25 protein-coding genes are annotated in these 26,273 nt (G+C 59.7%); 9 read left to right on the top strand and 16 right to left on the bottom strand.

Annotated features, from left to right (window positions below):
* Positions 1–91: 91 nt before the first annotated feature.
* The 5 genes from NXC24_RS06950 to NXC24_RS06970 all read right to left on the bottom strand — a co-directional run bounded on the left by NXC24_RS06950 (position 92) and on the right by NXC24_RS06970 (position 5,924).
* Positions 92–1,291, bottom strand: a complete 1,200-nt coding sequence (locus tag NXC24_RS06950; RefSeq protein WP_104822640.1) for a glycosyltransferase — start codon at positions 1,289–1,291, stop codon at positions 92–94.
* Positions 1,292–1,293: 2 nt separating this feature from the next.
* Complete coding sequence (locus tag NXC24_RS06955) at positions 1,294–2,556, bottom strand: O-antigen ligase family protein (protein ID WP_104822641.1); 1,263 nt, start codon at positions 2,554–2,556, stop codon at positions 1,294–1,296.
* A complete protein-coding gene (locus NXC24_RS06960; protein WP_104822642.1) occupies positions 2,553–4,115 on the bottom strand; it encodes an undecaprenyl-phosphate glucose phosphotransferase in 1,563 nt (520 codons plus the stop codon). Before NXC24_RS06960 ends, NXC24_RS06955 begins: the two co-directional genes overlap by 4 nt.
* A gap of 76 nt (positions 4,116–4,191) precedes the next feature.
* Positions 4,192–5,337: a glycosyltransferase family 4 protein gene (locus tag NXC24_RS06965; protein ID WP_104822643.1), complete on the bottom strand. Its 1,146-nt coding sequence runs from the start codon at positions 5,335–5,337 to the stop codon at positions 4,192–4,194.
* Between the two features lie 11 nt (positions 5,338–5,348).
* Complete coding sequence (locus tag NXC24_RS06970) at positions 5,349–5,924, bottom strand: polysaccharide biosynthesis/export family protein (protein ID WP_104822644.1); 576 nt, start codon at positions 5,922–5,924, stop codon at positions 5,349–5,351.
* 192 nt (positions 5,925–6,116) lie between these two features.
* On the opposite strand from NXC24_RS06970, the gene NXC24_RS06975 reads away from it, so the two are divergent.
* Positions 6,117–8,336: a Wzz/FepE/Etk N-terminal domain-containing protein gene (locus NXC24_RS06975; protein ID WP_104822645.1), complete on the top strand. Its 2,220-nt coding sequence runs from the start codon at positions 6,117–6,119 to the stop codon at positions 8,334–8,336.
* On the opposite strand, the gene NXC24_RS06980 is transcribed toward NXC24_RS06975, so the two are convergent.
* Both NXC24_RS06980 and NXC24_RS06985 read right to left on the bottom strand, forming a co-directional pair.
* The gene (locus NXC24_RS06980; RefSeq protein WP_245463940.1) at positions 8,337–9,575 is read right to left on the bottom strand and encodes a GNAT family N-acetyltransferase; all 1,239 of its coding nucleotides are present in this window, start codon (positions 9,573–9,575) and stop codon (positions 8,337–8,339) included.
* Between the two features lie 145 nt (positions 9,576–9,720).
* Complete coding sequence (locus NXC24_RS06985) at positions 9,721–9,930, bottom strand: DUF2842 domain-containing protein (protein ID WP_104822646.1); 210 nt, start codon at positions 9,928–9,930, stop codon at positions 9,721–9,723.
* A 112-nt stretch (positions 9,931–10,042) separates the two neighbouring features.
* Between NXC24_RS06985 and NXC24_RS06990 the strand changes: the two genes are divergently transcribed.
* Positions 10,043–11,146 (top strand): COX15/CtaA family protein, encoded by a 1,104-nt coding sequence (locus NXC24_RS06990; RefSeq protein ID WP_104822647.1) that lies wholly within the window; start codon positions 10,043–10,045, stop codon positions 11,144–11,146.
* A gap of 34 nt (positions 11,147–11,180) precedes the next feature.
* Here the strand turns inward: NXC24_RS06990 and NXC24_RS06995 are convergent, their stop codons facing one another.
* The 8 genes from NXC24_RS06995 to NXC24_RS07030 all read right to left on the bottom strand — a co-directional run bounded on the left by NXC24_RS06995 (position 11,181) and on the right by NXC24_RS07030 (position 18,377).
* On the bottom strand, positions 11,181–12,587 hold the full coding sequence (locus NXC24_RS06995) for a tlde1 domain-containing protein (RefSeq protein WP_104822648.1): 1,407 nt from the start codon (positions 12,585–12,587) through the stop codon (positions 11,181–11,183).
* Between the two features lie 450 nt (positions 12,588–13,037).
* Positions 13,038–13,970: an N-acetyl-gamma-glutamyl-phosphate reductase gene (gene argC / locus NXC24_RS07000; protein ID WP_104822649.1), complete on the bottom strand. Its 933-nt coding sequence runs from the start codon at positions 13,968–13,970 to the stop codon at positions 13,038–13,040.
* Positions 13,971–14,053: 83 nt separating this feature from the next.
* On the bottom strand, positions 14,054–15,007 hold the full coding sequence (gene speB, locus NXC24_RS07005) for an agmatinase (RefSeq protein WP_104822650.1): 954 nt from the start codon (positions 15,005–15,007) through the stop codon (positions 14,054–14,056).
* A 102-nt stretch (positions 15,008–15,109) separates the two neighbouring features.
* Positions 15,110–15,382: a hypothetical protein gene (locus NXC24_RS07010; protein WP_158704429.1), complete on the bottom strand. Its 273-nt coding sequence runs from the start codon at positions 15,380–15,382 to the stop codon at positions 15,110–15,112.
* A 192-nt stretch (positions 15,383–15,574) separates the two neighbouring features.
* Positions 15,575–16,042: a 30S ribosomal protein S9 gene (gene rpsI, locus NXC24_RS07015; protein WP_028753976.1), complete on the bottom strand. Its 468-nt coding sequence runs from the start codon at positions 16,040–16,042 to the stop codon at positions 15,575–15,577.
* Positions 16,043–16,044: 2 nt separating this feature from the next.
* Positions 16,045–16,509 carry a 50S ribosomal protein L13 gene (gene rplM, locus NXC24_RS07020; RefSeq protein WP_104822652.1) on the bottom strand — a complete coding sequence of 155 codons (465 nt, stop codon included), beginning with the start codon at positions 16,507–16,509 and terminating at the stop codon, positions 16,045–16,047.
* A 238-nt stretch (positions 16,510–16,747) separates the two neighbouring features.
* Positions 16,748–17,584, bottom strand: a complete 837-nt coding sequence (locus NXC24_RS07025; RefSeq protein ID WP_104822653.1) for an EamA family transporter — start codon at positions 17,582–17,584, stop codon at positions 16,748–16,750.
* 463 nt (positions 17,585–18,047) lie between these two features.
* Complete coding sequence (locus NXC24_RS07030) at positions 18,048–18,377, bottom strand: hypothetical protein (protein WP_104822654.1); 330 nt, start codon at positions 18,375–18,377, stop codon at positions 18,048–18,050.
* 111 nt (positions 18,378–18,488) lie between these two features.
* On the opposite strand from NXC24_RS07030, the gene NXC24_RS07035 reads away from it, so the two are divergent.
* The 7 genes from NXC24_RS07035 to pstB all read left to right on the top strand — a co-directional run bounded on the left by NXC24_RS07035 (position 18,489) and on the right by pstB (position 24,828).
* The gene (locus NXC24_RS07035; RefSeq protein WP_028753980.1) at positions 18,489–18,917 is read left to right on the top strand and encodes a CoA-binding protein; all 429 of its coding nucleotides are present in this window, start codon (positions 18,489–18,491) and stop codon (positions 18,915–18,917) included.
* 175 nt (positions 18,918–19,092) lie between these two features.
* Positions 19,093–20,376 carry an O-acetylhomoserine aminocarboxypropyltransferase gene (locus NXC24_RS07040; protein ID WP_104822655.1) on the top strand — a complete coding sequence of 428 codons (1,284 nt, stop codon included), beginning with the start codon at positions 19,093–19,095 and terminating at the stop codon, positions 20,374–20,376.
* 34 nt (positions 20,377–20,410) lie between these two features.
* The gene (locus NXC24_RS07045) at positions 20,411–20,755 is read left to right on the top strand and encodes a cupin domain-containing protein (protein WP_104822656.1); all 345 of its coding nucleotides are present in this window, start codon (positions 20,411–20,413) and stop codon (positions 20,753–20,755) included.
* A gap of 326 nt (positions 20,756–21,081) precedes the next feature.
* Positions 21,082–22,053 (top strand): phosphate ABC transporter substrate-binding protein PstS, encoded by a 972-nt coding sequence (pstS, locus tag NXC24_RS07050; protein WP_245463973.1) that lies wholly within the window; start codon positions 21,082–21,084, stop codon positions 22,051–22,053.
* A gap of 74 nt (positions 22,054–22,127) precedes the next feature.
* Entirely contained in the window at positions 22,128–23,099 is a 972-nt protein-coding gene (gene pstC / locus NXC24_RS07055) for a phosphate ABC transporter permease subunit PstC (RefSeq protein WP_104822657.1), read from the top strand.
* An 11-nt stretch (positions 23,100–23,110) separates the two neighbouring features.
* Positions 23,111–23,962: a phosphate ABC transporter permease PstA gene (pstA, locus tag NXC24_RS07060; protein ID WP_104822658.1), complete on the top strand. Its 852-nt coding sequence runs from the start codon at positions 23,111–23,113 to the stop codon at positions 23,960–23,962.
* 107 nt (positions 23,963–24,069) lie between these two features.
* The gene (gene pstB / locus NXC24_RS07065) at positions 24,070–24,828 is read left to right on the top strand and encodes a phosphate ABC transporter ATP-binding protein PstB (protein ID WP_199773566.1); all 759 of its coding nucleotides are present in this window, start codon (positions 24,070–24,072) and stop codon (positions 24,826–24,828) included.
* Between the two features lie 171 nt (positions 24,829–24,999).
* Here pstB and NXC24_RS07070 read toward each other — a convergent pair whose 3' ends face one another.
* Positions 25,000–26,244, bottom strand: coding sequence for a cytochrome P450 (locus tag NXC24_RS07070; RefSeq protein WP_104822660.1), 1,245 nt, complete (start codon positions 26,242–26,244; stop codon positions 25,000–25,002).
* Positions 26,245–26,273: the final 29 nt, after the last annotated feature.

Below are 26,273 nucleotides of genomic sequence, written 5' to 3' on the forward strand. Positions count from 1 at the left end.
GAAATTTAGCGCATAAATCTGAAAATCGGAACCGATTTTCGGATCGGATCATGCGCAAATTTGAGATGTGGTTGCATTCCCGTCGCTTGCTTCAGGACGCGCTGCGCAGCGCCACTTTTTCCGGCGTTCTCAGGAAGTTAGGGACGCGATGGCCGAGCAATTCGAAGTAGATTGCCTCCGTCGCATCCGCCATGCCGGCGAGCGTATAGCCGTCCTTGCGTCGCCGGGCCTCGGTGGTGAAGCTGCGCAGCAATTTGGGATCGGCAAAGCGCATCATCGCCGCGGCCAGTTCTGCGGGGTCGTCGCTGTTGGCGACGATATAGCCGTTCTTGCCGGGCTCGATCACGGTGCGTGCGCCGCCGACATCGGTCAGCAGCAGCGGCTTGCCGCCGGCGGCAGCTTCCAGCATGACATAGGACATGGCCTCGTAGCGGCTCGGCATGACGACGACATCGAAGGCGTCGACCGCGGTGGCGCCGGGAATAGAGCTATCGAGATGGGCGCGATCTTCGAGGCCGGCGGCCTTGATCATGCTGCCGACGGTCTCGGCCAGTTCGCCGATGCCAATCATCAGCAGGCGCGCCTGTGGTAAGTCTTTGGCGACGCGGGCAAAAGCTTCGACCAGCCGCTCCGGCGCTTTCTGCGGCGTCAGCCGGCCGACGAAACCGAAGAGCAGGGCGTCCTGCGGTATTCCATAACGCGCACGGATGGCGGCGCGCTGACCGGATGGCGGGGCGCTGACGCCGTTGACGACGATCCGCAGCCGCCCCTCCGGAATACCGATCGACAGCGCATGATTATATTCATCGCGGGACACGCAGATCAGGCGGTCGGACAGCCAGTTACCAAGCAGCCTCTCGATGCCGCCATAGATCATCCGGCCCCGGCTTCCGAGTGTCGGGTCCATGGTGCGGAAGGCGTGCGGGGTGTAAAGCACCGGGATATGCGGGCCTGGTAATCTCAGCCGCGTCAGCGCTCCGGCCTTGGAGCTGTGGCCATGAATGAGATGAAACGGCCCGTGCTGTGCGACGATTTTCCGAATTTGCCACCAAGCGGTGATATCCCAAGGTCCCGGCGCGCGCCGCATGGCAAGAGAGATGACGCTGTCGAGGCCCATCCCCTCCAATTCGGCGACGAAAGCTGCTTCGGCGCGCAAAGGCGAATAGATCGCCGTCACCGAATGGCCGCGGCGCTGCATGGCGCGGCAGAGATCGAGGAAGTGCCGCCCGGAACCGCCGCCGCTTGGTTCGAGAACTTGCAGCAGCGACAGGCGTTTGATGCCGACATTCATGTTCACGATGCTGCTTCCCTTCGGGCCAAGCTACGCTGATACTGTTGCTCGAGTGCCCCGCAGCCCCAGACGATGCCGATCAGCATGTAGAGATGGCGCCAATGATCGGTGTCGATGACATTGCCGATGCCGACATGGCCGAGAATGACGATCCAGGCGATCGTCAAGTAGGGCTGCCAGGGCCGGTCCTTCAAAAAGTTGCGGAAGCCGATATAGATGGTCCAGCAGATCATGCTGACCCAGCAGAAGAAGCCGAGCCAGCCATAGGTGGTCAGCGTCTTCAGCCAGATATTGTGCTCGTCCTCGCGAAACAGGGTGGAAAAGACGAGCGGGCCGATGCCGAGCGGCCTTTCCATCGACAGCATGAATCCGATGCGATGGCGCTCGAAACGACCGAGATGACCGCCATCATAATCCTGCACGAGCTGGGTGCGCGTCGAGAACAGGTCGCTCACCTGATGGAACTGCAGCGCGACGACCAGGAGCAGGACCATGAAAATGATTGCCGCCAAAGACATCACCAGAATGCGCAGCCGGAAGGCATTGCTGCGGTGCTGCAGCAGCATGCAAAAGATCAGCATCGCCGACGCGAAGGAGAACAAGCCCCATGCGGCGCGAGAGAAGGAGAGAAAGATGCCGAAGGCCAGCACGAACAGGCAGAGCGCCTTGATCGGCGCCTTCTTCAGGTCGCCGATCAGGATGCCGTGCATGAGATAGATGCTCGGTGTCACCAGGTAGGGACCGAAGACATTGGGGTCCTGGAATACGCCCATGGCGCGGTCATAGCGGGTGAAGATTTCAGCGCCTGGAAAGGCGTGGAAATAGCCGAGAATGCCGAGGCTTGCCGTAATCAGCGCGGCGACTACCCAGGTGTTGAAGATTAGCTTCAACCGCTTTTCGCTGTCTTCGATAATCGCGGCATAGAAGACCGAGCTCAGCGCCAGGAAGGTGGAAACGGCCACATAGATCGGTCCGTCGAGATGGGAGTTTGCCCCGAGGTCGCGCATCTGCGTCAGCGACAGCATGCCGCCGACGTTGAACGTCAGGAACAGCGCCAGAAGCGGCGCGACATTGCGTGAGATCTTCAGCCCAAGGATGAACCAGGTGCCGATGAGAAAGGCGACCCATAGCTCATAGGGCGCCGGTTCGGCGATGACGAAGCCCGATAGAAAGACCCCGAAAGCAACGCAAGCCGTGCGGACCAGCCGCAATGCTGCGAGCTGAGGTCGGTCGACGCGCCGATAGGGGAGATCGATCGCGGTCAATAGGCGTTTTCCGTGTTGAGGAGGCGGAAGGGAGTCAGCCACAGGATTTTCAGATCGAAATACAGCGACCAGTTCTCGATATAGTAGAGATCGTAAGCCGTGCGGAACTTGATCTTGTCATCGCTGTCGATCTCGCCGCGCCAGCCGTTGATCTGTGCCCAGCCCGTGACGCCGGGCTTGACGCGATGGCGGGCGAAATAGCCTTCGACCACATCGGCATAAATGCGATTGTGGCTCGCCGCCAATACGGCATGCGGGCGCGGGCCGACGAGCGACAGATTGCCGAGCAGCACGTTGAAGAGCTGCGGCAATTCGTCGATCGAGGTCTTGCGGATGAAACGTCCGACCGGTGTCACCCGGGGATCGTTCTTCGTCACGGCAATGCGGGCCGTCGGGTCGCTCATGTTGGTGTACATCGAGCGGAACTTGAAGACGTTGATGATCTCGTTGTTGAAGCCGTGGCGCTTCTGCATGAAGAAGACCGGTCCCTTCGATGTCGCCTTCACGGCAATTGCGGCTCCGAGCATGATCGGCCAGAGCAGGCAGAGCGCGAGCAGGCTGAAGAAGACATCGAAAATGCGCTTGGCGACGCCGTCCCAATCACGGATCGGCTTGTTGAAGATATCGAGCATCGGCACCGCGCCGACATGGGAATAAGAGCGCGGGCGGAAGCGCAACTTATTGGCATGCGCTGCCAGGCGAATGTCGACGGGCAGCACCCAAAGCTTCCTGAGAAGCTGCAGAATGCGATCCTCGGCGCTGATCGGCAGCGCGATGATCAGCATGTCGATGCGCGTTAGCCGGGCGAATTCCACCAGCTCGGCGACAGTGCCGAGTTTCGGGTAACCGGCGACCATCACCGGCGAACGTTTCTCGCCGCGATCATCGAAGATGCCGCAGATGCGGATATCGTTGTCAGACTGATGCTCCAGCGCGCGGATCAACTCCTTGGCCGGTTCACCGCCGCCAACGATGACGGCGCGCCGCTCCATGAGACCGTTGCGGGCCCAGTTGCGGATGCCATAGGCGAACACGGCACGTGCGGCGACGAGGAAGATTGTGCCGGCGGCAAGCCAGATCCCGAGAGCGCGGATCGAATAGATATGGTTGACGTCGAAGGGCAGGAGGGCAAGAACCATCACAGCAAACGCGGCCACCCATGACACCAGGATACGCTGCGGGAAACGATGCGGCGCGCGCAGTATCGGGATCTGATAGGCGTCGGCCACCTGCAGGAAGACGATGGCGAGACCGCAAAGCGCGATCGTCACCGCCGCCTGCGACAGGAAGGGATGGGCGCCGGGCGTGGTCTGGAAGAAGAGAACCGCCAGCCCCACGGCAAGCAACGACAGGAATTCGAAAAGCCGGTATTGCCCGATGATGATGGCCGGCGTCTGATTGCTCTCGCGAAATTGTTCGGCGATCTGGCGGGCATAGGCGTTGATGTCGCCGGCCTGATGATCGCCGCTCTGTTCCTCAGTGCCGCGAGTGCGAATTTCCGAGACCTGCTTGCGAATATTGTCCAAGTTAAATTGCGAGGACTCTTCAATATGGTTCATGGCAATTCATCCGGTCGTTACCGGAGATGGCCTAACAGATATGAGCTAATAAACGTTTACAACACTTGATTGTATTCTAATGTTTGCCGCCCAATTCAAGTATATCATAATATAGGTCTATAGTTTCCTTCGCCATGACGGACGCCGAAAATGCCGACCGGATCGTCTCGATTTTCGGCATGGTGTGCTGACGCCATTGCGGCTCGCTGATTGCCGCCGCCATGACACGGGAGAGATCGTCGGCATCGCCTGCTTCGGCAAGCGCAGGGCTTTGCTCGCCAAGCGCTTCGGCAATGCCGCCGACGCGCGAGGCGATCACCGTCTTCTCGGCAGCGAGAGCCTCCAGCACGATATAGGGCATGGCTTCGGCGCGTGAGGGAACGACGACATTCTGCGACATGGCGAAGGCCTCATGCACGCGCATGGCGGGCAGCATGCCGATGCGGTGACCAAGGCCACGCTGTATCATCATAGTACGGTATTTGTCCTTGTCCGGTCCGTCGCCGATCATCAATGCGGACAAAGGCCGGCCGATCCGCCGTTCGGTCTTGGCGAAGGCTTCCACAAACAGATCGGGACCCTTCAGGTCCCGCAGCATGCCGATATAGACGAAATGCACAGAGTCAGATCGTGTGGGTATGTTCCGGAAATCGCGCCCACTGATGCCGTTGTAGATCATTGCGGTGCGCGTCCGCGGCTTGCCGATCTTGCTTTCGTAACTTCGGCGCTCGAATTCGCAGATGAAGATCAGTCCGTCGGTCAGAAACTCCAGCATCCGCTCCAAGCTGTGCACCAGCATGCCTTGGGGCGAGGCGCGCGAGAAATGCAAGCTGCCTCCATGCGCAGTATAAAGGCGGGCAACGCGATACCTGTTCACCCGCAAGGCTGAGCCGATGATGCGCGCAAGCAGGCCGCCCTTGGCGCCATGCCCATGCAGCACATCCGGCCGCAAACTTTTGACTTTGTTGTAGCTGTCCCAGAGCGTCGTGGCGTCCGACAGGCTAATCTGGCGCCGGATCGGCAGGCGCGTCACGCCGAGCGACAGGAAAGGTCTGACATCGTCGAACAGCCGGTCCTCATGCGCCCCGCCGGTAAGGCTGTCGCAGAGAATGCCGACCGCATGTCCCGCCTTGCTCTGTTCCTCCGCCAGATCGCGGACATGGCGGAATATCCCGCCGACCGGAGATCTGAAGCAATGAAGGATGCGGAGCGGTCTAGCCATGATCGGGGCGGTCAGAATAGCCGTTCGCGGACGTAGATCGTGTCGCCTGCCAGCACCGGATCGGAGATGCCGACCCGTCCGGTCATGACATGACCATTGATCTTGCGGGTAACGTCGGCATTTGACTGGTTCGCGCGGCTGGTAAAGCCGCCGGCAACAGCGATGGCATTCTGTATCGTCATGCCGGGCACGTAGGAATACTGACCGGGCTGGCCGACTTCACCCATGATATAGACGGAGCGATAGCGATCGATGTCGATGGTGACATCGGGATCGCGGATATAGCCCTGGCGAAGTTTCTGCGCGATCTGGCCGGAAAGCTGCTGCAGCGTACGGCCGCGGGCAGGGACCTGGCCGATCAGCGGGAAGGCGATATAACCGGCCTGATCGACTGTATAGGTATTCGTCAAGCCTTCCTGGTCGAACACGGTGACGCGCAGGCGGTCGCCGCTGTCAAGCGTATAAGGCTGAATCGTTGCTTCACTGAAGGCTTTCGGCGCCGGCTGATAGGTATTGCAGCCACTGAGCGCAGCGCTCACGGCAGCCATGCCGAGTGCCAGGACAATCTTTGGCGTTGCGAAGGGCATTTCGCGCTCTCAGGAGAGGAAAATCACTAGCGCCGTTATCGATCCGTTAGGGTTAACGGTCGGTAAAGGGCAAGAAAAATTCTACATTCTTTATTAGGTAACTCGAAAATAATACATGAAAAATACAATTAACGCTTGGGTTACCATAGTCGTTTACACTTCAATCGGCTTTATATTACGGAGTTCTTGTGTATGCCCGGCGTCAACAGCAGCCAGCAGGATGTCGATATTGACCTAGCGCAGCTTTTTCGCGCCGTTTGGCAGCGCCGGGTACGCGTCATCGCCATCACTCTGGTCGGCGCTTGTCTGGCATTTGCCGTTGCCAAGATCGTCTCGCCGGAATATCGCAGCGAAACGCGCATTCTGATCGAACAGCGTGCGCCGGCCTTTGCGACCACGACGCAGAACAATGATGCCAGCTCCGGTCCGCTGCTCGATGAACTCAACATCGCCAGCCAGGTGCAGATCTTGCAATCGGCCGATCTCATCAAGCAGGTGATTACCAACCTGAAGCTCTACGAGCGCCCGGAGTTCGATGCCGCCACCAAGAGCTCGGCGTTTTCCGACATTCTTGTCATGTTGCACCTGAAAAAGAGCCCGCTCGACAAGGCGCCGGAAGAGCGGATGCTCGACGCCTTCACCAGTAAGCTTCAGGTCTATCAGATCAACAGCTCGCGCGTCATTGGTATCAGCTTCACCTCCCGCGCTCCGGATTTGGCGGCCAGCGTTCCGAACGCTATGGCGCAGGTCTACCTGTCGATGCAAAGCGGTGCCAAGCTTGATTCCAATACCGAGGCGACCCGCTGGCTGGAGCCCGAGATCGCCAATCTGCGCAACAAGGTCAACGAAGCCGAGAAGAAGGTCGCCGACTATCGCTCCGCCAACGGTCTCTTGCAAACCAGCGATAACAATACCTTCGCGACGCAGCAGCTTGCCGACATTTCCGGCCAACTGGCGCAGGTGCGCGGCGAGAGGGCCAATGCCGAGGCACGGGCCCAGGCCGTTCGCAGCGCACTGGCCACCGGCCGTTCCACCGATACGCTCGCCGATGTTTCGGGCTCGCAGACGATCCAGCGGCTGAAGGCGACAGAGTCCAATCTGGAATCGCAGATTTCTGATCTCTCCACGACGCTGATGGATGGCCACCCGCGGCTGAGGAGCCTGCGCGCTCAGCTCGCCGACATCCGCCAGCAGATCGACCGTGAAACTAAGAAGATCCTTGCCAGCATCGAGAATGAAGCCAAGGTGGCGCAACTGCGCGAGCAGCAGCTCGTCGGCCAGTCGAACACGTTGAAGGCTGATAGCGCCAGGGCAGGGGAAGATGAAGTCGGCCTCAACGCACTGGAACGCGAAGCGACCGCTGAGCGGCAATTGCTGGAAACCTATCTCGCCCGCTACCGCGAAGCCGCTTCCCGCGTCGACAAGAATTCGAGCCCGGCGGATGCCCGCGTGGTCTCCCAGGCCGTCGAACCGGTCGATCCCTATTTCCCGAAGATCGGTCCGATCGTCGTCGTCGCGACGCTTGCAACCTTCATTCTGACCTCAATCGTCATCATGCTGGCCGAACTCTTCAGCGGCCGTGCGTTGCGTCCGGTTGGCCCGCTCGAGCCCGAAGTCGTGGCCCGGAAGGAACCTGCCGCTCTTGCGGAAACCGTAATCGACGGCGTCCCCGCCAAAGTCGTTCCCGCATCCCGTCGAGGAGACGTGCCCGCCAGCATGCTCTCCGTCGTTGCCGACGAGGCACTGGCGCGGGAGATGGAAGCAGCGGTCGATCTTGGTCATCGGCCACAAGAGATCATCGACGAGGTGGAAGACGAAGAGGATTTTTCCATCCAGTCGGTTGCCGATTATCTGATCGAACGCGACTCCCGCCTCGCCATCGCCATATCGCCGACCGGCGACAATGGATCCACGGCGACCGTGATGCTGGCCCGCACCATATCGGATGCCGGACGCCGCATCGTGCTGGTCGATATGACTGGAACGGGCTGCCCGTCGCGATTGATGGCCGAAACTGCCGGCCTTTCCGGGGTAACCGATCTGCTTTGCGGCGAGGCCGCCTTTGCCGATACCATTCATCCCGACCGTCTTTCCGATGCCCATCTCGTGCCCCAAGGCACCAGCGATCTCGGGCGGGCCATGCGCGGCGCCGACCGCCTGTCCCTCATCCTCGATGCACTCGGCTCGGCCTATGATATCGTCTTGGTCGAGTGTGGCGCCGCGGACGTCTCGGGCGTCGCCCGGCTGACGCGCAGCAAGGATACCGAAATCATCCTCTCCATGCCGGAGCCGGACGAGAACCAATTCATGACGGCAATGACGGAATTCCAGAAGGCCGGCTATGAGCACATCATCCTGATGTCCGGCTGGCGTCAGGAACATGGCCCTGACGCGCGCCAGCACGCCGCCTGATCAGTCCTTCTCAGCCTCCGCCGCAGGGGCGTCTCTGCCGCCTTGCCGCGCTCGCAGCCGCTGGATGAATCCATAGAGCTGCGGATTGGCCTTGATGGCCGCCTTGGCGCGCGTCACTCCCCGTTGCGCGAAAGCCGCCGCATGGCCGATCCCCGAAACCGGCAGGATCAGGTCGTGCTGTGTCGTTTCTGTCGGGCACCAGGAGCGCTTGTAGATCTGGTCGCCGATGCCAAAATCGAAGAGGCTGACACCTTCGCGGTGAAACCGCTCGATCATCAGCCAGAACAGCAGTTCGCCAGGGCTCGCCTCGGCAACCAGCGTCTCGTCGATCGAGGCAAACTGGCAGATGACATGATCGCCCTTGCGTGACAGAGCGGCGACCGCAGGGATATGCCCCTCATGCTCACCCTTCAGCCGCAGCGCGTGCATTTCCAGCGCAGCATAGGATCGCTCCTTGTTATCAAGCTCTAGCAGCCTGTGCAGCACTGTTTGGGTCGGCGCATCCTGAAACACATCCGGCAGGCCCGCCGCTTCGAAGCGCACCGCTTTCTGCCGAAAGAACAGATCGAGCAGGGCATCCCGCTCATCAGGGGCCGCGATCACATAGTCGTAGCCGCCTTTTTCATTGAGAATGCGGGTCTGATGTTTGAATTTCTTGCGCCGTCGCTTGGCATTGACCTGCTTCAGCGACGCTTCGAAAGTGCCGAGGAACGGCAATTGAAAGGCATGGTTCTGGTTCTCGATAGCCGGCATCGAGGCGAGGGGGCTTTTGCGGCCGCGCCATTCCAGCGGCACGTTGCGCAGAACCATCAGGTCGGCCTTGCCTCGCAATGCCTGCGCGATCTCTGCCTGCTGCGCTGCCGACAGGCCATTCTCCGCTGTTTCCAGAAATTCGCCGGAGAACAGGCCGGTATTGATGTTGCTGTGACGCGCGCCGATGAATTCGGCACGGCGGATACCCTGGGTGCGGATGATTTCGAGCGGCAGGATAAAGGCGGTGCGGTCGTTGAAAGAGCCGTGGATGATTGCCAGCGGATACCCAAAGGTCTCGACCCAGGCGGCGCACCAATCGTAGCTCTGATGTAGCGAGGCAAGATCGTCTTGTTCCAGCGCCCGCCATTCGGCCTCAAGCGGTGCCATGCTGTCGAAGACGTCGAGGCGCATGCCGTCGCCTATCGCAGCCGCAACGGGCATGGCTCCGATATCGAGCTTCTGCGTTTGCATCTTCTGCGCCTGCATTTGGGCGTCTCCAATCGGACGGCATTTGCACGCAGTCTTCAGCGCAGGCGACTTATTTTTGGTTTAAGGCGAGATGATCAGACAGGTTTCCCGTTGATCACGGTTATCCCTAAGTAAATCCGAAATCGCTTGAATAAGGTGGGGCCTATTGTGGACGAGGCCCGGCCATCCATTTGATGATGCCCATCGCCGGTAGCACCCAGATGATGCCGCTGATGAGGAAATAGAGGAAATGTACCCAGCCGGGTTGGTCGCCAAGCGTGCGCACCGCCACGATCATCGCCACGATCGCATAGATGACGACCAGCAGAACGAGCAGGATCATGCCGATGAATTTGCGCAGGCGAAGGGGCAAGGTTGGTCTCTCCTCTCTCGACGGCGTGCCGCGACGGCATGCCGCAAAGTCTCGGGACTTGTTTTGCACGCCCCTATCAGGCAAATCAACAGCCGGATTGAAGGGAGATCCCATGGTTGTCGCTAATTTCACGTCGGAACAGGCCGTTTTGAACGAAGTGGCCCGCCAGGACCGCAATCGCCGCGCTATCCGCATCTGGCTTGCCTGTGTGCTTTTGGCGCTCTTTGCCCTGGTGCTCGTCGGCGGAGCGACGCGTTTGACCAATTCTGGCCTGTCGATCACCGAATGGCAGCCGATCCATGGTGTCATCCCGCCGCTCAATGCGCAGGAATGGCAGGAGGAATTCGACCTCTATAAACGCATCCCGCAGTTCGAGCAGTTGAACAAGGATATGACGGTCGATGAGTTCAAAGGCATCTTCTGGTGGGAATGGGCCCATCGGCTGCTCGCCCGCGCCATGGGTGTCATCTTCGGCCTGCCGTTGCTGTTCTTCGTTCTGACCGGCCGCGTTGAGCGCAAGCTATGGCTGCCGCTCGGTGGTATTTTCGTGCTCGGCGGCCTGCAGGGGGCGATTGGCTGGTGGATGGTCTCGTCCGGCCTCGAAGCGCGCACCGACGTCAGCCAGTATCGCCTCGCCACTCATCTCGTTACCGCTTGCCTGATCTTTGCCGCCTGCATGTGGTTCATGCGCGCGCTGTCGCCGCATTCCAACGACCCGGCGCCGACGCGTTATTCGGCAAAGCTTGCCGGCCTCATCACCTTCATGGCGCTATTCCAGATCTATCTCGGCGCGCTGGTTGCCGGCCTCGACGCCGGTCTCTCCTATAATACCTGGCCGCTGATGGATGGCGCTGTGGTGCCGGGCGGGCTGTTCGCGCAATCTCCGGGCTGGATCAATTTCTTCGAAAACCCGAAGATGGTGCAATATGTCCACCGTCTCGGCGCCTATGCGCTTTTTACCGTGGTTGCCATCAACATGATCATCTCGCTGCTTGCTGCGGCGCAGACGACGCATGCCCGCCGTTCGGTCGTGCTGTTCGTTCTAGTGTTGATCCAGGCGATCCTCGGCATTTCGACGTTGCTCCTGCAGGTGCCGCTACACCTGGCATTGGCTCATCAGGCCGGCGCCCTCATCGTCTTCGGCTTTGCCATCGCCAATTGGCGCGGTTTCTATGGCGAATATCCGCATCAGACAGTCATCGCTGTGAGGAACTGAGGCGGACAATCGCCTCGCTCCCGTTTCGCAAAACTCAGCGCGATGCAATATTGCTGGGTGCCGACGACAGACGCGCCACCACTTGTATACGCTTGATTTCGCCGCGCTTGAAGGCAGCCAGGAAGCGGCTGTAATCCTTGAAGACCACGCAGCCATTCGATTCGCCACGGCCGCTTCTGAGCATGTACGTGTGAGCCAGCAAGCCGACGCGGCCATAGACGCGGGCGCCGTTTGCGGGCGTCAGGCGCAGCGCCTGCACGCCGTGGAACAGGCTTTCCCTATAGGTCAGGTTATAAGTTTCAGGCGGCGTCGGGCCGGTGTTTTTGCGGTCGACATAGCGAGGATTGTCGCGCATGTGGCCGAGGCCGGAATGCGCTTCGAGGCGTTCGCCGCTCGGCAGGTAGACGGTTCCGGCCGAAATATCGTAGATGGCGGTGCCGCCCCGCGGGGTAAGGGCGGCGAACGGGTTGAGGAACGGCCGCGACCGCTTCACCTCTTCTTCCGGCTTGGCATAGGCCAACTCTTGCGTCGGCGACGTGTCAGCTTCGTCGGCAGCGTCCGAGGCGGTGGCCCTTGCAACAACATGGGCCGGGCGCGGCAGCGGCACGACGGAAGGTAAGTCCTCGACAGCCGACATGTCTTCCGCTTCCGCAAGATCGATGGTTCCGGCGTCCGATGATGCGCCATCTGTGGCGGGCACCAGGTCCGGACGTGGCATCGGGATGATGTTGAAAGGCTGCGATGCAAGATCGCTGGAAGCCGTCGTCGCGAGGCTCTCCGCAACCGCGCGGTCGATCGTTCCGGCGGCCGACGCCATCTCGGTGGGCGGTGCATCGCTTGCGGGCGCTGCGACCGGCAGACCGTCCTTGCCCGGATGATCCAGAGCAGCCGTATTTGGCCCTACGGCCTGGATTGCGGGTTTGCCCAGCGCAACCTCGGCATCGCGCAGATGCACGACCGTTTCCGGCGAGGTCGGTGCGTCGTTCTTGGCAACGGCCGACGCGGTTTGAGCCCGTGCGAGATCTGAGGCCTGCTGCGATAGCGCGCTCGCCAATTGCTGCTTGATCAGTGCGCGCGCCAGGATCGCTTTGGAGTGTGCAATGGCTTCTCGCTTCTCGTCGGCGGACATACCTCCTACCCGTATTCTTCCGCCCATGGGCACGGTCTGACTGGCAAGGCGCGCCGCATGTGGGATGTTCCCCTGTGGCACGATGAAGGCGGATGCTCTCGGCGTCAGCGAAGTCTCCGACGAAATATCGGCACCGGGCAGAGACAGAACCATCGATTGCGTGGTCATCAAAGTGGCGGCCACCCATGCGAACACCACCACCGCGACGCCGGTGATGGCCGTACCCGGACTGATCCCTCGGGATTTTTTCCGGCGCAGAGCATACCCGGAACGGGAATTGAAGTTACCGAACGTCTCGGTCGCAAACGCCATGATACTCGTTATCCAAACTACATACGCACCATGCCGGCTCACAAAAGTGCCTACGCCGGGACACAAAACCTGCGTCCGGTCGTGACATTGCCGACTGTCGGAAAGCATGCCGAATTATGGTAACCAATTCCTTTACGCCGACCCGATCTTGGAATTGTCTGTTGCCATGACCGCGACTATTGCGGCGGCGAAAGCCCGAACAGGTGATCGGGGCTGATTTGTGGCGAGAGGCTAATAAAGTGCGTTCAAATATATCAGAAAGCCAACGATCGGCCGGATCGACATCGCTGCGCATTGCAAATCGTTGCCGTCAGTGACCCGGGATGATTCCAAATGGCAGGCGCACCGAAGGTGACTTCAGTCTGGAATAGATCGAGCCCAGCCGATCGACCTGCATGAGGTGATTGGCTGGGGCTCTCTTAATTTTGGATGTTGATTAGGGTGGGAAGTTCAGGCGCTCAGCATCAGGTCCATGTTCTGGACCGCAGCTCCCGAAGCACCCTTGCCGAGGTTGTCGAGCAGGGCGACGAGGTTGACCTGTGTGGTGCCTGGCGTGCCGAATACGAACAGCTTCATCGTATCCTGGCCGGCCAGTTCGATGGCGTTGACGCGCGGCAACGCGCGGCTCTCCGCCAGCGAGATGACCTGCACGATATCCTGACCGGCATAATGGGCGGCCAGCGCAGCATGGATGCTTTCCAGCGTCGCGCCTTCAGCGAGATCGTCGAGATGCAACGGCACCTGCACGATCATGCCCTGCGGGAACTTGCCGACCGACGGCGAGAAGATCGGCGCGCGGTCAAGCAGGCCATGCGTCGTCATCTCCGGCACATGCTTGTGGGTCAGCGGCAGGCCATAGAGGAAGTGCGGTGCGGTGATCGCATCGGGATGATCGGCATTTTCCATCTGCGCGATCATCTGCTTGCCGCCGCCGGTATAGCCGGAAACGGCATTGATGGTGACGGGATAGCCGTCGGGCAGGATGCCGGCAGCACGCAGCGGCCGGATGAGGCCGATGGCGCCGGTCGGATAGCAGCCGGGGTTGGCGACGAAACGGGCGGCCTTGATCTTGTCGCCCTGATCCTTGTCCATTTCGGCAAAACCATAGGCCCAGCCGGGATTGACGCGATGGGCGGTGGAGGTGTCGATGACGCGGACATTGTTGTTGGCCGAAACCATCTTCACCGCTTCCTTCGACGCATCGTCGGGCAGGCAGAGAATGGCGATATCGGCGTTGTTCAGCATGTCTTCGCGCATCGCGGCATTGCGCCGCTCGGCTTCCGGAATAGACAGAAGCTCGACATCGCGGCGGTCGGCCATGCGCGTGCGGATCTGCAAGCCCGTGGTTCCGTGTTCGCCGTCGATGAAGATTTTCGGTGCCATTTTAATCCTGCTCTTTCAATAGGTTCAGAGTGTTTCCGGACTCAGTTTGCCATGGAGTTGATTCAAAATGATAACAGTCGCGGTCAGCGGCTGATCGCACGCCTTTCGGCGTGGAGACCGAGCATATACATCGCCACCGTTGCTCCGGCAATGGCAGTGATGTCGGCATGGTCATAGGCAGGGGAGACTTCGACGACATCGGCGCCCCTGATGTCGAGCTGACGCAGGCGCTGCAGTACCGAGAGGATTTTCGCACTCGACGGACCACCAGCGACCGGTGTGCCTGTGCCGGGCGCATAGGCCGGATCGAGGCAGTCTATATCGAAGGTCAGGTAGACGGGCGCGCCTTTGGTATGGGAGATGATCGCCGACGCGATATCGGCAGCGCTCATATCCTCGGCTTCATGGCCGTAGAGAACCCGAATGCCATAATCCTCCGGCGCATGCGTGCGGATGCCGATCTGGATGGACCGGTCGGCATCGATCAAGCCGTCACGGGCAGCGCGTGCGACGAAGGAGCCGTGGTCGATGCGCTTGCCGTCGTCGAACCACGTGTCCTGATGCGCATCGAACTGCACCAGCGCCAAGGGGCCATGTTTGGCTGCGTGCGCCTTCAGCAAAGGCCAGGTGACGAAATGGTCGCCGCCGAGCGTCAGCAAAAATGCGCCGCTATCGAGGATCGTGTTGGCCTGCCGCTCGATCGCCGCCGGCGTCTCCTGGTGGTTGCCGTAGTCGAGCAGGCAATCGCCGTAATCGATGACGGCCATTTCGGCGAAGAGGTCGCGATGGAAAGGATATTGCGGATCATTGTCGAAGATTGCCGACGCGCGACGGATCGCCTGCGGCCCGAAACGCGTTCCGGGGCGGTTGGATGTGGCCGCATCGAAGGGAATGCCCCAGACGACGGCGTCGACGCCCTCAAGCGACTTGGTGAATCGCCGGCGCATGAAGGAGAGCGCGCCCGCAAAAGTCGGATCGCTGGCCGCCGACGTCAGGCTGGTGGCTGAAAAGGCGTGATCGATCGACGTGCTCGGCATGGGATTCTCCTTGCGTGGAAACTAGGCCCGGGTCGTGATGTGCCTTCGGCTGACTCGAGTTAGGAGACATCGGCGCTAATTGCAAGCAGGCGGCTTTCCCAGCTACTGCTTTGCGCGTGCAGTGCATTGATACGCCTTTTTCACGCATGCGATTTGCGGCGTGGAGCATTCGGCCTTTCCGTTGGCAACGGTGCAGATCGAACATTGATCGGTAAATTGCTGACAGTCCGGATTGGCTTGCAGGAAATCCCGCATGCTTTCCATGGGTACCGGCGTTGCCTCGATCGTCGTTACGGTATCCGCTGAAAAAGCCGCGGTTGCGCAGAGAACCGCAAGCGCCAGCGAAGAGATCAAGCTTAGCCCGTCAGATCTCATTTCCGTCCCCGTACGGTTCCTGTCCCGCTCCTCTATAATCGATCATACGATCAGGAAGCAAAAAAGCGCTAACCCATCCTGACATTGCCGGGCTGGCTGAACGACCGGAAGACCTAAGCCGGGACGGCACATCACATAAACAAAAAGGCCGGGCGAACCCGGCCTTTCCAAAATCCGATCTCGGATAAGCGATTAACGCTTGGAGAACTGGAACGAACGACGTGCCTTGGCACGGCCGTACTTCTTGCGTTCGACGACGCGGCTGTCGCGGGTCAGGAAGCCGCCCTTCTTCAGGACCGAGCGCAGGCCCGGTTCGAAGTAGGTGAGCGCCTTGGACAGGCCGTGGCGAACGGCACCGGCCTGGCCGGAAAGACCGCCGCCGGCAACGGTTGCAACGATGTCGAACTGGCCATCACGGGCAGCTGCGACGATCGGCTGACGCAGGATCATCTGCAGAACCGGACGGGCGAAATAAGCCGTGTAGTCCTTGCCGTTGACGATGATCTTGCCGGAGCCGGCCTTGACCCAAACGCGGGCGACGGCGTCCTTGCGCTTGCCGGTCGCGTAGGAACGGCCAAGCGAGTCAACCTTGCGGACGTGAACCGGAGCAGCAGCTTCCGATGCCGTGCCGAGATCCTTCAGGGAAGAGAGATCAGCCATTATCAGGCGCTCCTTACGTTCTTCTTGTTCAGCTTGGCCACGTCGAGAACGACCGGCTGCTGGGCTTCATGGGGATGGTTGGAGCCGGCGTAGACGCGCAGGTTCTTCATCTGGCGACGGCCGAGCGGGCCGCGCGGAACCATGCGTTCGACAGCCTTCTCGAGAACGCGCTCCGGGAAGCGGCCTTCGATGATCTGGCGAGCGGTGCGCTCCTTGATGCCGCCGGCGTAACCGGTGTGCCAGTAGTAAACCTTGTCTTCGTACTTCTTGCCGGTGAAGACGACCTTGTCGGCATTGATGACGATGACGTTGTCGCCGTCGTCGACGTGCGGCGTGAAGGTAGCCTTATGCTTGCCACGCAGACGCATTGCGATGAGAGAAGCGAGACGGCCAACGACGAGCCCTTCGGCGTCGATGAGAACCCACTTCTTCTCCACCTCTGCAGGCTTCTGGGAGAAGGTTGCCATGTTGAATACTCTCTTTTGGGACCCTGGACCCGAAGGCATCAGGGCGTTTCTTGTTGCTTGGTTTGGCGAGCGAAACGCGCGCCAAAAAGAAAGCAGCCCGGAAAGGCTGCGATCTGGCGCGGCTTATAAAGGGAATAGCTGTTGAGGTCAATAAGACAGGATTTGGCTGTCTGAAAAATTCGTGAACAGAATCAATATGTTAAATATACGGTATTTCAATACCCCATATTTCTCATCTTTAGGCCAGCCTTAGAACCAACACGCCGCCTGCAATAATCGCACCGGCGACATAACGCCAGATGCTCGATCGCTCCTTCAGGATGACCACCGAAATCACCAGTGCAAATAGGATCGATGTCTCGCGTAGCGCCGCCACCATGGCGACGGGCGCCTTGGTCATCGCCCACAATGCCAGGCCATAGGACGTCAGCGAACCGCCGCCGCCGATCAGGCCGCGCCACCAATTGTAGCGGACATGGGCGGCGACAACGGAAAAGCCGCGCTGCGAGATTGCCCAGGCAAACAGTAGCACCGGCGGCAGGAGCGACATCCACAGCGTATAGGATATGGAATTGCCGGAAAGGCGTGCGCCGATACCATCGACATAGGTATAGGTGGCGATGACCACCGCGTTCGACAAAGCAAGGACGATGGCCTGCCGGCCGCCCTTCCGGGCTTCGAAGGCAAGCGTCAATATTCCGGCGCAGATCGTCATCGTACCGAGCAGAGCACCGCTGGACAGCGTCTCCCGAAGGATGAAGCCGCTGGTCGCAACGATGATCAGCGGCGCCACCCCGCGCATCAGCGGATAGACGAGACCGATGTCGCCGGCGCGGTAGGCCGCGGCTACCAACTGAAAATAAGCAAATTGCAGGATCGCCGAGGCGCCGATGAAGGGCCAGGCGGCCGAAGCCGGCAACGGCAGAAACGGCAGAAAGGGCAGGGCAGTGACCGCGCCGCCTGCTGCAACCATCGCGGCATCCAGGGACTTCTCCGTTCCCGCCTTGATGATTGCGTTCCACGTTGCGTGCAGCAGGGCGCCGAAGAGGACGAGAGCGATAACGTCAGCGGACACGGAGACCTCGAATTGCGCGGCAACGGGCGAGAGTTTGATGATTTGTGGGTATACGGGATGCCATTGACGCTCAATACTCCAAAAGCAACAACATGTGTGGGTTTACATGCTTCTGGCTGTTGCTTTCCTCAATAAATCCATAGAAAAGTGCGGTTGAGCGTTCGCTATTTGTTCTATTTATTCGCGCAACCATGAGGTGTTTCTAATTTACAGGGGAATGAAGAGAGAACAAAAATTGCATGCCGGGTGAACGCATTGTCTGGGGTTATTCCGATAACATCCAAAGCGCTATGAGGATGTTATCGTGCTATCATGATTAAGGAACGGAACGTTTTGGGGAGTAACCAAATTGCGGCCGCGGGGCAAAACTGCACCGCATCGCGATCAACGCGATGCAGGCTGAACCACAATCCCATGCGCAAATCGAGATCGAGAGAGGCTAGCAACCTGCTTTGCCCTGCTGCTATCGATGCGGGATGAGCAAATCATCGTCGTCGAAATCGGTCGACGGCCGACATGTGTAGACGGGGCAGTTGGGCCTGTCCTTGGTCGGAATATAGTCCTGATAGGCATAGTAGCCGGGATCGCAGGCATTGCTGTCAGAAACGACACGATCATAGAGCGTCATGTTGCGCACCCTGGTGGACGGATAGCGCATGATTACCGCCCGTTCGCGGTCTATGATCGCCTTAGCCTGGCCACAGGTGAAGGACATGGAGTTGTACCGTGAGATCGCCAAGGCCGGGCTGGCGGCGGAGGCAATCAGCAGGCTCAGCAGGATGATTTTTTTCATCGGAGCAATTCTCCCTGAAATTGTTATAATACCTATATATACGCGAAAGCCGCGGCCGTGGTTTCCGGATTTGTGGCAAAACGCAAGTGTGATCCAAAGGGAGGCTCCGTGATGAACCATGACCGCTACGAGGATTCTTATATCGCCGATATCCTTTTATCCGTACGGACCATTGCGCTTGTTGGCGCATCGCCCAATCCCGCGCGGCCTAGCAACGGCGTCATGGCCTACCTGATGGCGCGAGGCTATCGCGTCATTCCCGTCAATCCCGGGCAGGCCGGCAAGGAGATCCTCGGACAATGGGTCTTTGGTCATCTGGCCGATATTCCCGAGCCGGTCGACATGGTTGATGTCTTCCGTGCACCGGAATATCTGCGCTCGGTGGTCGAGGAGACGATCATGATCGAGCCGAGGCCGCCGGTCATTTGGGGCCAGCTCGGCGTCAGAGACGACGCCGCCGCTGCGAGAGCGGAAGCGGCCGGCGTCAAGGTCGTCATGGATCGCTGCCCGGCCATCGAATATCCGCGCCTGGTCGCCTGACCCCGACAGCCTGCGCCTGACTACTGCGAAAAGCTGACCATTTTGTCGCGCGATATCGCCGAAAGATGGCAGGTTTTTTTCGTGAGCGGAAAAGCTCGGCAAAGTTCGCGGTTAACTTTAAGGCCTGAGACGCTATGATCCTCCCGTTATAATAGTATGGGCGGAAGGAGAGGGCATGCCGACCAACAATCCAGGTTTCGACACGCTGGCGATTCATGCGGGCGCGCAGCCGGACCCGACGACGGGCGCCCGCGCGACACCGATCTATCAGACGACCTCCTTCGTCTTTCAGGATGCGGACCACGCCGCCGCACTCTTCGGGCTGCAGCAGTTCGGCAATATTTACACGCGTATCATGAACCCGACCCAGGCCGTACTCGAGGAACGGGTGGCAGCCCTCGAAGGCGGCACGGCCGGCCTCGCCGTCGCCTCTGGTCATGCTGCTCAGATGCTCGTCTTTCACACCATCATGCAGCCGGGCGACAATTTCGTCGCCGCCAGGCAGCTCTACGGTGGCTCGATCAATCAGTTCGGCCACTCCTTCCAGAATTTCGATTGGCATGTGCGCTGGGCCGACTCCGCCGATCCGGCCACGTTCGAGACACAGATCGACAGCCGCACCCGCGGCATCTTCATTGAAAGCCTCGCCAATCCCGGCGGTACCTTCGTCGACATCGAGGCGATCGCCGCCGTTGCCCGCCGGCACGGCCTGCCGCTGATCGTCGACAATACAATGGCCAGCCCCTATCTCATCCGGCCGTTGGAGCATGGCGCCGACATCGTCATCCATTCGTTGACCAAATTCATGGGCGGCCACGGCAATTCCATGGGCGGCATGATCATCGATGGCGGCACCTTCGACTGGTCCGCGTCAGACAATTATCCGATGCTGTCGACGCCGAGGCCGGAATATAACGGCATCGTGCTGCACGCCACCTTCGGCAATTTCGCTTTCGCCATCGCCTGCCGCGTCCTCGGCCTGCGCGATCTCGGCCCTGCCATCTCCCCCTTCAATGCCTTCTTGATCCTTACGGGCATCGAGACGTTGCCGCTGCGCATGCAGCGCCATTCCGACAATGCGATCGCCGTCGCCCGCTGGCTGAAAGGGCAGGACAAGGTGGCCTGGGTGAACTATGCCGGCCTTGAGGACGACCCGAACCATCCGCTGCAACAGCGCTATTCGCCCAAGGGGGCGGGTTCCGTCTTCACTTTCGGGTTGAAGGGCGGATATGAAGCGGGCAAGGGATTTGTGGAAGGCCTGGAGCTCTTTTCCCATCTCGCCAATATCGGCGACACGCGCTCCCTGGTCATCCACCCTGCCTCGACGACGCACAAGCAGCTCACCGACGAGCAGAAAATCGCAGCCGGCGCCGGTCCGGATGTGGTGCGCCTGTCGATCGGCATCGAGGACGTCAAGGACATCATCGCCGACCTTGAGCAGGCGCTGGCGAAGGCATGACACGGAAGCGTTTCCAGATCGGGACGGAAGATTTATGACAACGTATTTACGATTGGACCCCGAAGGCGTCGAGCCGGAAACCGGTGCTCCCGCCGACGATCGCATCGTTTCCGGGGCGCCAAAGTTCCGCACCTGGAATGTCGAGGAAGCTGATGGCGGCCTCTACGCGGGCATATGGGAGGCAACGCCCGGAAAATGGCGAATCGTCTATGACGAGTGGGAGTATTTCCATATCCTTTCCGGCTACTCGGTGGTAACTGCCGAAAATGGCGAGGCTTTTCACCTGCGTGCCGGCGATCGCATGATTCTGAGACCCGGCTTTAAGGGGACGTGGGAAGTCATTGAAACCACCCGAAAGGATTATGTGATCCGTCTCTGACGGCGCCGCAAAGCCGGTCGAATCAAATCAGGACGGCCAGCGCCGTTCGGACGCGCGCAGGCATTTGTTAGCCGGCCAGCGCAAATAGCCGTTTTCATTGCCGCAAGTTGTGTCACTGGCCTTTCACCAAACTGTCATCAAACTGAAACACTGCGAGATTAGAGCCATCACTGTCGCCAGGAGATTGAGGTGGGGGTTACGAACCGATGGGGACGTTCCGTGCTCAGATCCTGCTCGCCATCCATTCATCACTTGAGGAAGTGAGTTCAATCATGTTGAATCAGAAATTTCGTTCGCTTTGCCTGACTGCAGGCTTCATCGCGGCTATGTCCGTGTCGGCCTCGGCTGCCGACATCACGGGCGCCGGCTCGAGCTTTATCGCGCCGGTTATGTCCAAGTGGGCTGAAGGCTATAAGGCTGCGACGAACAACGTCGTCAACTACCAGTCGGTCGGTTCGGGCGCCGGCATCAAGCAGCTCCTCGACAAGACGATCGTATTCGGCGCTTCGGATAAGCCGATGAGCGACGCTGACCTCGAGAAGAACGGCATTGCCCAGTTCCCGATGATCTCCGGCGGTATCGTCGTTTCCTATAACGTTGAAGGCGTAAAGCCGGGCGAACTCGTTCTCGACGGCAAGACGCTGGCCGACATCTTCCTCGGCAAGGTCGCCAAGTGGGACGATGCAGCCATCAAGGCCCTGAACCCCGACGTGAAGCTGCCTTCCACCGCGATCTCCGTCGTTTATCGCGCCGACAGCTCGGGCACGACCTTCAACTTCACCGATTTCCTGTCGAAGGTTTCGCCGGAGTGGAAAGAAAAGGTTGGTTCGAACACGGCAGTTGAATGGCCGGTCGGCTTTGGCGCCAAGGGTTCCGAAGGCGTTTCCACCACTGTCAACCAGACGGCTGGTTCGATCTCTTACGTTGAATATTCTTACGTCGTCGCCAACCATATCGGTTTCGCGAAGATGAAGAATGCTGCCGGCAAGGTTGTCGAGCCTAGCCTCGATACATTCAAGGCTGCTGCTTCCAACGCCGATTGGGCTCATGCCAAGAACTTCAACCTGATCATCACCAATCAGCCGGGCGAAAAGAGCTGGCCGATTGCCGCTTCGACCTGGGTTATGCTCTACAAGAAGCCGGCCGATGCCGCTAAGAACGAAGAGGCCCTGAAGTTCTTCAAGTGGTCCTATCAGAACGGTCAGAAGGACGCGACCGCCCTGTCTTATCTGGCAGTCCCGGACAATGTCGTCGAGATTGTCGAGAAGTCCTGGCAGAAGGACTTCGGCACGAAGTAATTTGTGCTGGGTGAGAAGTTGCGGCGGACAGGGTATAGCCCTGTCCGCCTTTCGTCACGGACAAGGGGAAATCGATGGCTGACGCGACTCAGACGGCTGCCTTCCAGGCTATAGATACCACCGCCAGCACCAGAAAATTCCGGATGCAGGATCGGATTTTCTATTTTATGACGCTTGGCTCGGCTACTCTCGTCGTGCTTCTGCTGCTGGCAATCCTGGTGGTTCTTGTCATCGATGCCTTGCCAACCTTCCAGACCTTCGGCTTATCGTTCCTCTTTGGCACAAAGTGGAGCGCTCCCGTCGATATTTACGGTGCAGTGCCTGCCGTGGTCGGTACGCTGGTGAGTTCGTTCATCGCCATGCTGATTGCCGTTCCCCTCGGCATCGGCATTGCCATCTTCCTCACGGAACTTTGCCCCGGCAGCCTGCGACGTCCGATCAGCACGGCCATCGAGCTTTTGGCCGGTGTGCCCTCCATTATCTACGGTATCGTCGGTCTGTTCATTCTCGTGCCGCTGATGCAGAACTATATCCTGCCCTTCCTTATGATGACGATCGGCCAGGTGCCGTTGATCGGCCTGCTGTTCCAGCCGCCGGCCCCAGGCGTCGGCCTGTTGACGGCAAGCCTCGTGCTGGCTGTCATGATCCTGCCGTTCATCACCGCGATTGCCCGCGACGTGTTCAGCACCGTGCCGCCGATGTTGCGTGAATCCGCTTACGGCATGGGCATGACCACATGGGAGGTGGCCCGCCACATCCTGATCCCCTATACACGTCGCGGCCTCGTCGGCGGCATCATGCTCGGCCTCGGCCGCGCGCTCGGCGAAACCATGGCCGTCACCTTCGTTGTAGGCTCGGTGAGCCGCCTGCAATCGTCGATCATTTCGCCGTCCACCACCATTTCCGCCCAGATCGCGAACAACTTCGGCGATGCCGACGGTCTACAATTGTCGAGCCTGATCGCGCTCGGCCTGCTCCTGTTCGTCCTTTCCTTCTGCGTGCTAGCAGCGGCGAGATGGATGATCGGCCGCGGCGACGCGCATTGAGGAAAACACCCATGGAAAATGCAATTCGTCAGAATCTCGTGTCGAGGCGCTATGGGAAGAACCGCGTGATGATGGCCTTGTGCTTCCTCGCGGCCATCCTCGGCATATTCTTTCTCAGCGTGATCCTTGTGACCCTGCTTTATCGCGGCGTATCGGCACTCAGCCTCGACGTCTTCACGATGTCGATCCCGGCGCAGGGCTCGCGCGGTGGTCTGATCAACGCGATCTATGGCACCGTGCTGGTCACGGGCTGCGCCATCCTGATCGCCGCGCCGATCGGCATTCTCGCCGGCACCTATCTGGTGGAATATGCCAACGGCACCAAGCTTGCCGAGGCCGCCAAGTTCATCAACGACATCTTGCTGTCCGCACCCTCGATCATCATCGGCGTGTTCGTCTACGGCCTCGTGGTCGTGCCCATGCACGGCAACTCCGCCATCGCCGGCATCCTCGCGCTGGCGCTGATCGCCCTTCCGGTCGTCAACCGCACGACGCAGGATATGCTGTTGCTGGTGCCAAATGCGCTTCGTGAGGCGACCGCCGCGCTCGGCGCGCCGCGCTGGAAGTCCATGATGATGGTGATCTACCGTTCCGCCTGGACCGGCATCCTCACCGGCATCCTGCTGGCCGTCGCCCGTATCAGCGGCGAAACCGCGCCGCTTCTCTTCACCGCCGGTTACAGCAAATTTATGAATGCGGGCGTGACCGGTCCAATCGCCACGCTGCCGGTTGCCATCAACACGCTCGCCGCCGATGCAGGTGAGGATCTCAAACAACTGGCTTGGGCCGGCGCGCTGATCATCACCGTTGCCATCCTAGCCCTTAACATCCTTGCCCGTGTCTTGAGTGGGCGCCGCCAGTGACGCAGCCGCCGAACGATAGGAATGAAACCATGAACATGAGCGACAGCAATTTCCAGAGCGTCAACGCACAGTCGGGGAAGGACGCCGTTTCACAGTCGGGTCCCGACATGCTCGCGAAACTTGAGGTGAAGAACCTCGATTTCACCTATCAGAACGGCCATCGCGTTCTGAAGGGTGTGAACATGAACATCCGCAAAAATGCGGTCACCGCCTTCATCGGCCCTTCGGGTTGCGGCAAGTCCACGCTGCTGCGCACCTTCAACCGGATGTATGATCTCTATCCGGGCCAGACTGTTGGCGGCGAGATCCTGTTGGATGGCCGCAATATCCTCGCCAAGGACGTCGATCTGAACGATTTGCGTGCCAAGGTCGGCATGGTGTTCCAGAAGCCCACGCCGTTCCCGATGTCGATCTATGAAAACGTCGCTTTCGGCATCCGGCTCTATGAGAAGATTTCCAAGGCGGAAATGGACGCCCGCGTCGAAGCGGCGCTGACTGAAACTGCGCTTTGGAGCGAAGTGAAGGAAAAGCTGCACCAGAGCGGACTTGGCCTTTCCGGCGGCCAGCAGCAGCGTCTCTGCATCGCCCGCGCCATCGCGGTGAAGCCATCCGTGTTGCTTCTCGACGAGCCGACTTCGGCTCTCGATCCTATCTCGACCGCCAAGGTCGAGGAATTGGTCTCGCAGCTTAAGGGCGAGTTCACGGTCGTCATCGTGACGCACAACATGCAGCAGGCGAGCCGTATCTCCGACAACACCGCCTTCATGTATCTAGGTGAGTTGATCGAATACGGCGCGACCGAGCAGATTTTCCAGGCGCCGAAGGTCAAGCGCACGGAAGACTACATCACCGGCCGTTACGGCTGATATGGCAGAGGCGGGCGCATGCCGCCCGCTGCCAAGGGTTTTGCAATGGCGCGCCCGCCCGGCGCGCCATTTTGCGTTTTAGGCGATCAATGAACCTAGCGGATAGTCCTGCAATCAAGGCGTAACGCGCAATCGGGATTGGCGGGCTCTCGGCCAAAGGCAATACTTAACTCACCAGCTCAGTTCCAGCTTGTCGAGGCCGTGGAATTGATAGAGATCCTTGACCTCCGGCGTCTTCTTGAGCGTCAGGCCGGGCAGGCGTTCGAACAGGATCGGCAGCACCACGTTCAATTCCAGCCGCGCCAGCGGCGCGCCGATGCAGAAATGGATACCGGCGCCGAAGGAGAGATTGGGTGCTTCGTTGCGGTCGGGCTTGAAGGTGAGGGGATCGGAGAACTTCGTGGGGTCGAGATTGGCGGCGGCGAGAATCAACGCCACCTTATCGCCACGCTGGAAGGACACGCCGTCGATTTCTGCCGGCTCCAGGCACCAGCGCTGGAAGACATGCACGGGCGCGCAGATTCGCAGCGTTTCCTCGACAGTACGCTCCGTCGTCGCCTCATCCTTGAAAAGCGCGGCAGGTGCGTAGCCGTTCTCCAGAATGACACGGACGGAATTGCCGATCTGATGCACCGTCGCCTCGTGGCCGGCATTGAGCAGCACGATCGTCGTTGAGACCAGCTCGTCCTCGGTCAGATACTGGCCCTTATGCTCGGTTGTGATCATATGCGTGAGGAGATCGTCCTGCGGATTGGCGCGGCGCTCGCGAATGACCGTTTTCACGTAGTCGGCAAATTCCTTGGCTGCCTGATCGGCGGCAAGCTCGTCTTCGGGCGTGCGGCCGAATATGTACATGCGTACATAGGCATGCGACCACTTCAGCAATTGCGGCCCCATCTCTTCCGGAATGCCGATCATCCGCGCGATCATGGTGACGGGAATGATATCGGCAAAGGCCGACAGCAGTTCGACTTCGCTTTTTTCTTCGAAATTATCGATCAGCCGGTTGGCGAGCTCCGCCAGCTCCGGCTTCATCTTCTCGACGTGACGGGAGACGAAGGCGCGGTTGACGAGGGTTCTCAGCCGCGTGTGCTCGGGCGGCTCGATTTCGAGCAGTGAATGTTGTTCGGCAAGATCGAAATTTTTGAGATGCGGCTGCGGCGCGGGCAGGCCGAGTTCTTCGCGGCTGGCGATATGCAGGATCTGCCGGCCGAAGCGGCGGTCGCGCAGCAGGCCGTTCACATGGTCATAGCCGGTGAAATACCATTGCTTCTGCTGTTCCCAATAGAAGGTGGGACATTCGGCATGCAGGGCGGCATAGACGGCGTTCGGATTGTTGTAGAAGGCGGGATCGCGCGCATTGAGGGACACGCGACGCGCCACGGGATCGATGGAGAAAACGGAGGATGTGGTCATGACGAAAGGATTATCGGAATAAAGCGGAT

The sequence above is a fragment of the Rhizobium sp. NXC24 genome, from assembly GCF_002944315.1.
Lineage (GTDB): Bacteria > Pseudomonadota > Alphaproteobacteria > Rhizobiales > Rhizobiaceae > Rhizobium.